Source organism: Cryobacterium aureum (assembly GCF_002954245.1).
Taxonomy (GTDB): Bacteria; Actinomycetota; Actinomycetes; order Actinomycetales; family Microbacteriaceae; genus Cryobacterium; species Cryobacterium aureum.
Window position 1 is genome coordinate 413423 of record NZ_PPTG01000048.1, and the last position, 10624, is coordinate 424046.

Annotated in this window: 15 protein-coding genes; 12 read left to right on the forward strand and 3 right to left on the reverse strand. The window is 64.5% G+C overall.

Features of this window, described 5'->3' with window-relative positions; translation table 11 throughout:
• Nucleotides 1-97: 97 nt before the first annotated feature.
• Genes CJ028_RS20740 through CJ028_RS18805 form a run of 3 tightly spaced genes read right to left on the reverse strand, consistent with a single transcriptional unit; the run spans nt 98 to nt 1040 of the window.
• Nucleotides 98-241 carry a helix-turn-helix domain-containing protein gene (locus tag CJ028_RS20740; RefSeq protein ID WP_129590547.1) on the reverse strand — a complete coding sequence of 48 codons (144 nt, stop codon included), beginning with the start codon at nt 239-241 and terminating at the stop codon, nt 98-100.
• Nucleotides 241-561 carry a hypothetical protein gene (locus tag CJ028_RS18800; RefSeq protein WP_105036699.1) on the reverse strand — a complete coding sequence of 107 codons (321 nt, stop codon included), beginning with the start codon at nt 559-561 and terminating at the stop codon, nt 241-243. Before CJ028_RS18800 ends, CJ028_RS20740 begins: the two co-directional genes overlap by 1 nt.
• A 38-nt stretch (nt 562-599) precedes the next feature.
• A complete protein-coding gene (locus CJ028_RS18805) occupies nt 600-1040 on the reverse strand; it encodes a ribosomal maturation YjgA family protein (protein WP_105036700.1) in 441 nt (146 codons plus the stop codon).
• 83 nt (nt 1041-1123) lie between these two features.
• Between CJ028_RS18805 and rpe the strand changes: the two genes are divergently transcribed.
• The 12 genes from rpe (at nt 1124) to lgt (ending at nt 10605) form a co-directional block, all read left to right on the forward strand.
• Nucleotides 1124-1807, forward strand: a complete 684-nt coding sequence (gene rpe / locus CJ028_RS18810) for a ribulose-phosphate 3-epimerase (protein ID WP_105036701.1) — start codon at nt 1124-1126, stop codon at nt 1805-1807.
• Nucleotides 1804-2067: a phosphoribosyl-ATP diphosphatase gene (locus tag CJ028_RS18815; protein ID WP_105036702.1), complete on the forward strand. Its 264-nt coding sequence runs from the start codon at nt 1804-1806 to the stop codon at nt 2065-2067. The genes rpe and CJ028_RS18815 overlap by 4 nt, the downstream gene beginning before the upstream one ends.
• 70 nt (nt 2068-2137) lie before the next feature.
• Nucleotides 2138-2977, forward strand: coding sequence for an ATP phosphoribosyltransferase (gene hisG, locus CJ028_RS18820; protein ID WP_105036703.1), 840 nt, complete (start codon nt 2138-2140; stop codon nt 2975-2977).
• A 21-nt stretch (nt 2978-2998) separates the two neighbouring features.
• Nucleotides 2999-3760 carry an imidazole glycerol phosphate synthase subunit HisF gene (hisF, locus tag CJ028_RS18825; protein ID WP_105036704.1) on the forward strand — a complete coding sequence of 254 codons (762 nt, stop codon included), beginning with the start codon at nt 2999-3001 and terminating at the stop codon, nt 3758-3760.
• A complete protein-coding gene (hisI, locus tag CJ028_RS18830) occupies nt 3760-4125 on the forward strand; it encodes a phosphoribosyl-AMP cyclohydrolase (RefSeq protein WP_105036705.1) in 366 nt (121 codons plus the stop codon). The genes hisF and hisI overlap by 1 nt, the downstream gene beginning before the upstream one ends.
• Nucleotides 4122-5678, forward strand: coding sequence for an anthranilate synthase component I (locus tag CJ028_RS18835; protein ID WP_105036706.1), 1557 nt, complete (start codon nt 4122-4124; stop codon nt 5676-5678). The genes hisI and CJ028_RS18835 overlap by 4 nt, the downstream gene beginning before the upstream one ends.
• On the forward strand, nt 5678-6355 hold the full coding sequence (locus tag CJ028_RS18840; protein WP_105036707.1) for a Trp biosynthesis-associated membrane protein: 678 nt from the start codon (nt 5678-5680) through the stop codon (nt 6353-6355). Before CJ028_RS18835 ends, CJ028_RS18840 begins: the two co-directional genes overlap by 1 nt.
• 74 nt (nt 6356-6429) lie before the next feature.
• Nucleotides 6430-6651, forward strand: a complete 222-nt coding sequence (locus CJ028_RS18845; protein ID WP_105036708.1) for a DUF6704 family protein — start codon at nt 6430-6432, stop codon at nt 6649-6651.
• A 19-nt stretch (nt 6652-6670) separates the two neighbouring features.
• Entirely contained in the window at nt 6671-7441 is a 771-nt protein-coding gene (gene trpC / locus CJ028_RS18850; protein WP_105036709.1) for an indole-3-glycerol phosphate synthase TrpC, read from the forward strand.
• Nucleotides 7442-8653, forward strand: coding sequence for a tryptophan synthase subunit beta (trpB, locus tag CJ028_RS18855; protein WP_105036710.1), 1212 nt, complete (start codon nt 7442-7444; stop codon nt 8651-8653).
• Complete coding sequence (gene trpA, locus CJ028_RS18860) at nt 8650-9498, forward strand: tryptophan synthase subunit alpha (protein ID WP_105036711.1); 849 nt, start codon at nt 8650-8652, stop codon at nt 9496-9498. Before trpB ends, trpA begins: the two co-directional genes overlap by 4 nt.
• A 105-nt stretch (nt 9499-9603) precedes the next feature.
• Nucleotides 9604-10605 carry a prolipoprotein diacylglyceryl transferase gene (lgt, locus tag CJ028_RS18865; RefSeq protein ID WP_240607468.1) on the forward strand — a complete coding sequence of 334 codons (1002 nt, stop codon included), beginning with the start codon at nt 9604-9606 and terminating at the stop codon, nt 10603-10605.
• The last annotated feature ends 19 nt before the right edge of the window (nt 10606-10624 follow it).

Consider the following 10624-nt stretch of genomic DNA (forward strand, 5'->3'; position numbering starts at 1 on the left):
CCCAGACCAGCGGATGCGCGCTCCCGAAACGGGTGTGCGCTACGCCCGTCACCGTAGCGGCTACCGAGATCAGGCGCGGTCACGCGGGCATCCGCTGTCAGGGCGTCGGTCCCACCACCAGCAGATCTCCTACATCGCAGTCGAGCGCATCACAGATCGCTCGCAGGGTCATACCACGCTGCTCGGGCAGCTCGTCGAGCCGGCAATGAATACCGGAGTCCTCATCGGGAAGCGCGGGCATCAGACGAGCTCGTCGAAGTCTCTTTGCAACTTCTGCCCGTATCGAAATACCGCGGCGACGGCGAACAGGGCCAGGCCCACCCAGATCGGCCAGAAATCCAGAGTCCACCCGGTTGCCCTGAGTACCTGAAAGGAGGCGAGGCCGCCCGCGACAGCATCGCACACCTGCCAGCCGAGGCCGCCGACGATGATTGTGGTCGCCGTCAGGTTGATGCCGCGGGTCAGTGCCGGACGGAACGGAACTGGGCCTGCCGACTGGCGCCACCATCCCCAGTCCGTCCTGAGGTCTGAATCGAGAATCCGGACGCGGCCAGCGCCCATACGGCTATGAAATGTGGCGGCTCGACTAGGGCGAGGCGCTACCTGGCGGTTGGCCGGATTGATCGCGTGCGTCGTCGTGGAATGAGCCTGTCGCAGATCAGAGCGGCTGACACCCCCACGGCGTAGGCGAGGAGATCCACGGGCGCAAACGTCGTGCCGAGGACGAGCCGGGCCGGCGGGAAGGCGTCGGCCAGGGCGGCCGGCATGGGGGACAGTTGGGCTGCCTCGATCGCCACGCAGACTAGATAGGCCACTGGTGCACTGACCTGAGGCCGAACGCGTGGGGCGATGAATGACACGACCACGTAGGCCAGCGCCGCGTATAGTGCGTCCGCAGCGAAATCGCCGACCGGTCCGTTGATTGTGAAATGAACCGTCAACCCAGTGGCGATGATGACGGCGCCGTAGGCCAGGAGGCTCCGTATGCTCTTCGACGTAGGTCTCGTCCCACGCGAATCCGTGGATACCGATCGTTCCATATCTTGAGGATAGGTGACCGCCTGCAAGCGGTACGAACCAGAGGGCAACCACGCGTCGAGCTGCGGCTCGATAGGCTGAGCGGATGGCTACCCGCATCAATCCGAGCATCCTCGCCGCCGACTTCGCCAATTTTGAAAGCGAGCTGGGCCGCATCCGCTCGGCCGATCTGGTGCACGTCGACATCATGGACAACCACTTCGTTCCGAACCTCACCTTCGGGCTTGGAATGGTCGAACGCCTGCAGCAGATATCGCCGCTGCCGCTGGACATCCACTTGATGATCGAGGATCCCGAGCGTTGGGCGCCGGGCTATGCCGAGGCCGGTGCCTACTCGGTGACCTTCCACGCCGAGGCCACCACTGAGCCGGTCGCACTGGCCCGTCGCCTGCGGCAGATCGGCGCGCGCGCTGGTATCGCCCTGAAACCGGGCACCGATGTTGCGTCGTATCTCGAACTGCTCTCCGAATTCGACCAGGTGCTGATCATGACTGTAGAGCCCGGTTTTGGCGGCCAGAGCTTCATGGAATCGACCATGCCGAAGTTGGTTCAGTTGCGGTCAGAAGTACAGAAGACCGGTCTCGACGTCTGGCTGCAGGTCGACGGCGGCATCACGGAGCAGACGATCGAAATTGCAGCTTTGGCCGGCGCCGACACCTTCGTGGCCGGATCCAGCGTGTTCGGTGCGGAGAATCCGGCCGCGCAGATCGCGCTGCTACGGGAGCGCGCGGCCAGCCACAGTCACGGGGCGGGTAACCTAGAGTCGTGAAAACTTTCGATGACCTTTTCGTAGAACTGAGCGACAAGGCCCGCACGCGCCCAGAGGGCTCCGGCACCGTGACTGAACTCGACGCCGGCGTGCACGCCATTGGCAAGAAAATCGTCGAGGAAGCCGCCGAAGTCTGGATGGCCGCCGAGTTTCAGAGCGATGACGAAACCTCCGCCGAGATCTCCCAGCTGCTGTACCACCTGCAGGTCATGATGATCGCCAAAGGCCTCTCTCCGGCCGACATCTACCGACATCTGTGACCCGCGCCAGCGCCCGATGCTGGCCTGAAGTCACTGAATAGTCGTACGAATCAAACCAAGAGAGCCCCCCATGCTGAGAATTGCCGTGCCCAACAAGGGCTCACTGTCTGAAACCGCCGCGCAGATGCTCGCCGAAGCCGGTTACACCGGCCGTCGCGACCCCCGCGACCTCGTCACCGCCGACCCCCGCAACGGCGTGGAATTCTTCTACTTGCGCCCGCGCGACATCGCCACCTACGTCGGATCCGGCGCCCTCGACGTCGGCATCACCGGCCGCGACCTGCTGCTCGACTCGCACTCGAAAGCCGTGGAGATCGCCAGCCTCGACTTCGGCGACTCCACCTTTCGTTTCGCCGGACCGGCCGGTCGCTTCACCGAGCTGAAAGACCTTCACGGCCTGCGCGTCGCCACGAGCTACCCCGGCCTGGTCGAACGATTCCTCGCCACCCACTCTGTGACGGTCGACCTGGTCGAACTCGATGGAGCCGTCGAATCCGCCGTGCAACTCGGCGTAGCGGATGCCGTCGCCGACGTCGTCTCCACCGGCACGACGCTGCGCAAGGCCGGCCTCGAAATCTTCGGACCGGTCATTCTGGAATCCACCGCCGTGCTGATCAGCTCCACCAACGACAAAGCCGGAATCGATACCCTGCTGCGTCGCCTCCAGGGCGTGCTCGTAGCCCGCCAGTACGTGCTGCTCGACTACGACATCCCGGTCGCGCTGCTCGATGCGGCCGCAGCCCTTGCTCCCGGCATCGAATCGCCGACGGTTTCCTCCCTTCACGACCCGGAATGGGCCGCCGTGCGGGTCATGATCGCCCGTCTGGACATGAACAATGTGATGGATGCCCTCTACGCCCTCGGAGCTAGGGCCATCCTGGTCACCACCATCCACAACGCCCGTTTGTAACCCGGCGAGAGGAGAACTCGCATGAGTTTGAGTGTGCGCGTCATACCCTGCCTCGACGTGGCCAACGGTCGCGTCGTCAAAGGCGTCAACTTTCAAAACCTGCGCGACGCCGGTGACCCGGTCGAACTGGCGCGACGCTACTACGAGCAGGGTGCCGACGAACTCACCTTTCTCGACGTCACCGCCACGGTGGACAACCGATCGACGACCTATGACGTGGTGCGCGCCACCGCTGAGCAAGTGTTCATTCCACTCACGGTCGGCGGCGGCATCCGCAGCGTCGAAGACGTCTCCCGGTTGCAGGCGAGCGGCGCCGACAAGGTTGGCGTCAATAGCGCGGCCATTGCCCGACCCGCCCTCATTGCTGAAATCGCCGACCGGTTCGGGGCTCAGGTACTCGTGTTGAGCCTCGACGTTAAACGTTCCGAACGCACCGAGAGCGGTTTCGTCGTCACCACGCACGGCGGTCGTACCGAAACCGATCTGGATGCCGTGGCTTGGGCCCGGCAGGCGATCGAACTGGGCGCGGGGGAGCTTCTGGTCAATTCAATCGACGCCGACGGCACCAAGGCCGGCTTCGACACCGAGCTCATCGCGCTCATGCGGGCCAACAGCCGGGTGCCGGTGATCGCCTCCGGCGGTGCCGGGCGCGTCGAGGACTTTCCGCCGGCGATCCTCGCCGGCGCGGACGCCGTACTGGCGGCATCCGTTTTTCACAATGAATTATTGACCATAGGCGACGTCAAGCGTGAGCTCGCCGACGCCGGAATGCTGGTGCGCTGATGACTAACGACCTGACCAATCAGCTGGACGCCGCTGTATTCAGTAACGACGGGCTGCTGCCGGCCGTTATCCAGCAATGGGACACCCACGAGGTACTTATGCTCGGCTGGATGAACCGGGAAGCGCTTCGCCGCACGTTAACCTCGGGACGCGTCACCTTCTGGTCGCGCAGCCGGCAGGAATTCTGGCGCAAGGGCGACACCTCCGGCCACGCCCAGTATGTTCAGTCCGCCGCCTTCGACTGCGATAGCGACACCCTTCTTGTGCAGGTTGACCAGGTTGGAGCGGCGTGTCACACCGGCACGCGAACCTGCTTCGACGGCCGTGATCTCGGCGCGCTCAGCATGGAAAGGCCCAAGGAATGACCGACACCACCCCGGCCGCGACGGGCGGCCGCACCGCCGGCTCGACCACCCGCGGCCAGTTCGACGCGCTCATCGAAAAGCACCGCGTGATCCCGGTGATTCGGGAACTCTTCGCCGACGGTGAGACCCCGGTCGGCATCTACCGCAAGCTGGCCAATGGGCTGGCGGGCAGTTTTCTGCTCGAATCCGCCGAACAGGGCGGCATCTGGTCACGGTTCTCCTTCGTGGGAGTGTCGTCATTCGGCGTGCTCACCCAGGAGGGTGACGCCACGCGGTGGATCGACTACGGCCTCTCCGTCGACCGCGCGCTCGGTAATGCCGCACACCTCGGCCCGCTGGCAGCGCTGGCCTACCTATTCGACCGCTGGCAGACCCCGCGGTTGCCCGAACATCCGCCGCTGACCGGAGGACTGGTCGGTTTCATCGGGTGGGAGGCGATCCGTCAGATTGAACGCCTGCCACATCAACCGCCAGCCGACTACGATGTGCCAGGGCAATCCTTCAGCTTCGTTGCCGACCTGGTCGTGCTCGACCACAAGTACGGCACCGTGCAACTCATCGCCAACGTTCTGAACGACGGCACCGACACGCCAGATGCCCTCTGGGCGGATGCGACGGCTCGCCTGGATTCCCTGCAGACCCGCCTCGCAGCGCCCGGGGAAGCCTGGCTCGCCGAGGTCGACCTGCAAGCGCCGAGCGCGCCGAGCAATCGCACCACCCGCGATGACTTTCTTGCCGCCGTCAACATCGGCAAGCAGCACATCGTCGACGGCGACGTTTTTCAGGTTGTCATCTCCCAGCGCTTCGACCAGGTCTGCACCGCGCACCCGATCGACGTGTACCGAGTGCTGCGCAGCCTCAACCCGAGTCCGTACATGTACCTGCTGAGCCTTGAAACGCCGAGCGGCGACCCGTATTGGATCGTCGGCTCCTCACCCGAGGCACTTGTCAAGGTACAAGACCAACGTGTCTTCACCCACCCGATCGCCGGCTCGAAACCCCGCGGCACCACACCGGATGCCGACGCCGACTATGCGATCGAACTGGCCGAAGACCCCAAGGAACGAGCAGAACACCTCATGCTCGTCGACCTCGCCCGGAACGACCTGCTCAAGGTCTGCACGGCCGGATCGGTCGAAGTGACCGAGTTCATGCGCATCGAACGGTTCAGCCACATCATGCACCTGGTCTCCTCGGTCGAGGGCAACCTGGTTCCAGGCAAAACCGCGATCGACGTGTTTCGCGCCACGTTCCCGGCGGGAACCCTGTCGGGTGCTCCGAAACCGCGGGCATTGGAGATCATCGACGCCCTCGAACCGGCCCAGCGCGGCGTATACGGGGGAGTGGTCGGTTACTTCGGCTTCGCCGGTGACGCCGACCTCGCCATCGCCATCCGCACCGCCACCATCAAGGACGGCATTGCCCGCGTGCAGGCCGGTGGCGGCGTCGTCACCGACTCTGACCCGGCCTCGGAGTACCAGGAGTCGCAGAACAAGGCGGCCGCACCGCTGCGTGCGGTTGCCGTGGCCAACGCGATGCGGCGGGTGTTCTAGTGACGCACGACACCGAGACAAACACGGCCAAGCGGATGTCGCCGCACCGACTCAAACTCGTGGTCATTCTCACGATTCTGGGCGCCAGTGCACTGGCGTTGCTGGCCTGGACCCAGGTCTGGATACACGCGGAAGTTGGGCTGCCCGACGCCGGCACTCAGGTACTGCAGATCGACGGAGCCATCGCTGCGCCAGCTCTGACGGCGCTCGCGCTGTCCGGATTCGCCCTGGCCGGCGCCCTCACCATTGCCGGTCGACTCATTCGTGTCGTCCTCGGCGCGCTCGAGGTACTGCTCGGGGTGTCGGTCTTTCTCGCCGCGTTCCTCGCGGTCGATGATCCGTCCCAGGCCAGTGCCGCAGCGGTCACCGCAGCCACTGGAATCGCCGGACACGAATCCATTCAGCTGAGCGTGCTCGGCACGATCGTCACGCCGTGGCCATTCGTCGCCATGGCGGCGGCGGTGCTCATGGCCGCCACCGGAGTGATCGTGATCCTGACGAGCGCGCGTTGGCCCGGCCCGACCCGCAAGTACCAGGCCGTGCGCTTTGAACCGGTAGCGTCAGCTGACGGTTCCGTGCTGGCTGCGCCTCTCACCGGCGACGTGCCGCCCGCACCGACCGACTCCGTCGGCGACTGGGACGATCTCAGTCGCGGTGAAGACCCGACCGCTCGCTGAACGCGTGCCGTCGCTCCGCTAGACTTGACCCGCTGGTCAACGCACACAGTGTTAACGTATTTACGAGGAGAACCATGAGCATCGATCTGTCAGATCCCGGACACGGCCACTCCCCGGCGGCCTGGACCGCTGTCATCATCATGCTGGCTGCCTTCACCATCGGCACTACAGCCTTCTTCTTCGAGCTGGTTTGGCTCGTCTGGGCCTCCTTTGGGCTGCTAATCGCCGGCGTTATCGTCGGGTACGTACTCAGCAAGGTCGGCTACGGCGTCAGCGCCACGTCGCCCGGCCACTGACCGGCTGCAACGAGACCTGGTGCTTCAAGAACTTCTCGCTGGCTCGGTATCCGATGCCGAACAACGCCTCCTGACTCGCCCGCTGGCGACCGTCGAGGCGGCGGCGCGCGCCAACGCGCCCGCACTCGATGCGCTGGCTGCGTTAGCCCCGGCCGATGGCGTCAAAATCCTCGCGGAAATCAAACGGGCCAGCCCCAGCCGCGGTTCCCTGGCCGCCATTACCGACCCCGCAGCTCTGGCCGTTTCCTATGAAACCGGCGGCGCGAGCGCTATCAGCGTCCTCACCGAGGGTCGCCGTTTTCACGGCTCGCTGACCGACCTTACGCAGGTGCGGGCGGCGGTGAGCATTCCTATCTTGCGCAAGGACTTCATCGGCACGCCGTACCAGGTGTTCGAGGCCCGCGCCGCCGGCGCCGACCTCGTGCTGCTCATCGTGGCCGCGCTCGATCAGGGAACCCTCGTCTCCTTGCACGATCTCATTCGCGAGCTCGGCATGACCGCCCTGGTCGAAACGCACAGCGGCGACGAAGTGAGCCGCGCACTCGACATCGGCGCGAGCCTCGTCGGAGTCAACGCGCGCAATCTATCTACTTTCGAACTAGACCAGAATCTCTTCGGCACCCTGGCCGACAAGATTCCGTCCGGCGTCATCCGAGTCGCCGAATCCGCCGTCAAGACGGCCGCCGACGTCGCGCACTACCGTGCCGCCGGCGCCGACGTCGTCCTGGTCGGCGAAGCGCTCGTCACGAACGATCCCATCCGAACCCTTTCCGAGTTTTTGGCGGTTTAAATGTCTTTGCGCACACAGTCCGGCCCATACTTCGGCGAATTCGGCGGCAGGTTCGTGCCCGAATCCCTCGTGGCGGCCCTCGATGAACTCACGGCGGAATACGAACTCGCCAAGAACGACCCCGCTTTCGCTGCGGCCCTGATGGAGTTGCACGTCAACTACACCGGTCGCCCGTCGATCATTACCGAGGTGCCGCGCTTCGCCGAATACGCCGGCGGCGCCCGCATCATTCTCAAGCGTGAAGATCTCAATCACACCGGCTCACACAAGATCAACAACGCCCTGGGCCAAGCCCTGCTCACCAAGCGCATCGGCAAGACCCGCGTGATCGCCGAGACCGGGGCCGGCCAGCACGGCGTGGCCACAGCCACCGTCGCAGCCCTGTTCGGGCTGGAGTGCGTCGTCTACATGGGCGAGGTCGACACAGAACGGCAGGCCCTCAACGTTGCGCGCATGCGCCTTCTGGGTGCCGAAGTTGTTCCGGTCAAGACCGGATCGCGCACCCTGAAAGATGCCATTAACGACGCCATGCGCGACTGGGTCACCAACGTTGAGACCACCAACTATATTTTCGGAACCGTGGCTGGACCGCATCCGTTCCCCGCCATGGTGCGGGACTTTCAGAAGATCATCGGTGAAGAAGCCCGTCAGCAGGTTATCGAGCTGACCGGCAGCCTGCCGGATGCTGTCACAGCCTGTGTTGGCGGCGGCTCCAACGCCATGGGCATCTTCCACGCCTTCCTCGACGATCCGGATGTCGCCCTGTTCGGCTATGAGGCGGCCGGTGACGGAATTGACACGCCTCGGCACGCTGCCACCATCACCAAGGGGCGCCCAGGAGTGCTGCACGGCGCCCGCAGCATGCTGCTGCAGGACGAAGACGGTCAGACGATCGAATCCCACTCCATCTCAGCCGGTCTCGACTACCCAGGCGTCGGACCGGAGCACGCCTGGCTCGCCAGCATCGGACGGGCCACCTACCTGCCAATCAGTGACGATGAGGCAATGAGCGCCCTGCGACTGCTGAGCCGCACCGAGGGCATCATCCCCGCGATCGAGTCGTCGCACGCCCTGGCCGGCACCCTCGAACTCGGCCGTGCACTCGGCCCCGAAGCGACAATCCTGGTCAACCTCAGCGGTCGCGGCGACAAAGACATGGAAACAGCCGGCCGGTACTTCGACCTGCTCGACGAAGGCGCGGAACAGTCATGATCACCCCAATCCTTCGCGATGGAACAACAAGGGGAACCGTGAGCACTGTCGAACAGACCATTGCCCGCCGCCGCGCCGAGGGCGGTGGAGCCCTCATCGGCTACCTGCCGGTCGGTTTTCCCACCCTGAACGAGAGCATCGACGCCGCCGTGGCCCTCGTCGCCAACGGCGTCGACATCATCGAACTCGGCCTGCCCTACTCCGACCCCGTGATGGACGGCCCGGTCATTCAGGCCGCCACCCAGCAGGCACTGGCCAACGGGTTCAAGCTGCGCCACGGTTTCGAAGCGATCAGGGCCATCACCGCCCAGGTCGACGCACCCGTTCTGGTCATGACTTATTGGAACCCGGTCGTGCAGTACGGTGTTGAACGCTTCGCCGATGACCTGCGGGCGGCCGGCGGTGCCGGGTTGATCACGCCCGACCTGATTCCCGACGAGGCCTCCGACTGGATGGCCGCAAGCGTTCGCACCGGCCTCGACCGGGTCTTCCTGGCGGCACCGTCCTCCTCCGACGCCCGCTTGGTGCAGGCGATCGAAGCCAGTCGTGGCTTTGTCTATACCGTCTCAACGATGGGTACCACCGGCGCTCGAGCGGGCGTCGATGCCGCCGCTCGTATCCTGGTGGAACGCTTGCGCGCCGCCGGTTGCACGAGCGCCTGCGTCGGCCTCGGCATCTCCACGCCCGAGCAGGTACGGGAGATTCTCGGCTACGCCGACGGCGCCATCGTCGGCTCCGCGCTCGTGAAAGCGCTCACCGACGGGGGAGTACCCGCCGTCGCCCGCCTCGCGCTCGAACTCGCCGCCGGTGCGAACGAGATTCGCCCGCCGTCGTCGCCCCGGTAAATTCGCGAGTAGGTAGATCCCGGCGCGTTCTGCGCTAAATTGTTCGAGGCGATCGATTCGCCCCAGGTGACGTGAGTCACGATGAAAGGTAGTACCCAGGTGTTTTTGAGTCTTCTGAACGCGAGCATCCCGAGTCCGGAGTGGAGTTTCTTTGACCTCCACTTTTTTGATCTCGCCACGTTCCGCATTCACGCCTATGCGCTGTGCATCCTTGCCGGAATCATCCTCGCGACGATCATCACATCGCGCCGCCTCACCAAGCGCGGCGCCGAGCCGGGAGTCGTGCTCGACATCATCCTCTGGGCTGTGCCGCTCGGTATCGTCGGGGCACGCATTTACCACGTGCTCACCCACCCGGGCGACTACTTCTTTGAGGGAGCTGATCTGCTCCGCACCCTGTATATCTGGGAGGGCGGCAACGCCATCTTCGGCTCGCTGATCGGTGGTGCCGTTGGTGCCTACATCGGCTGTCGCTTGGCCGGCATCCGCTTTTGGACCTTCGCCGACGCCGTCGCACCCGCGCTGCTCGTCGCCCAGGCCACTGGACGGCTTGGCAACTGGTTCAACCACGAACTGTACGGGCTTCCCACGACCCTGCCATGGGGCCTGGAAATCGAGTCAAGCAACCCCGCATTCCCGGTCGGGCTGCCGGATGGCACGCTGTTCCACCCGACTTTTCTCTACGAAATCATTTGGAACCTGCTCGGTGTTGCCGTCATCCTCTATCTGGAGCGCAAGTTCCGTCTGCGCTTCGGGCAGACCCTAGGCGTCTACCTCATCTGGTATGGGCTGGGTCGCAGCTTTTTTGAGTCGATTCGCATTGACCCGAGCGAGATTTACTTCGGAATCCGCACCAACGTCTGGGCGGCCCTCGCGGCCATTGCGGTCGGCCTGGTCATTATCCTGGTGCAGCGACACCGTCACCCCGGCCTCGAACCCAGCCCCTATGTGCCGGGCCGGGAATGGATTGGACCGGACGCTGGGGTAGAATTGGAAGACAGCGATTCGGATCTTGATCAAAGCTTCGCGGATCAGAGCGATGAAGCCGATGAACGCACCGAATCACCCGAGGCTCCAGCCACAAGCACGAGCGCTTCGCGTCTGTAGACTTCGTTCGCTGACATCC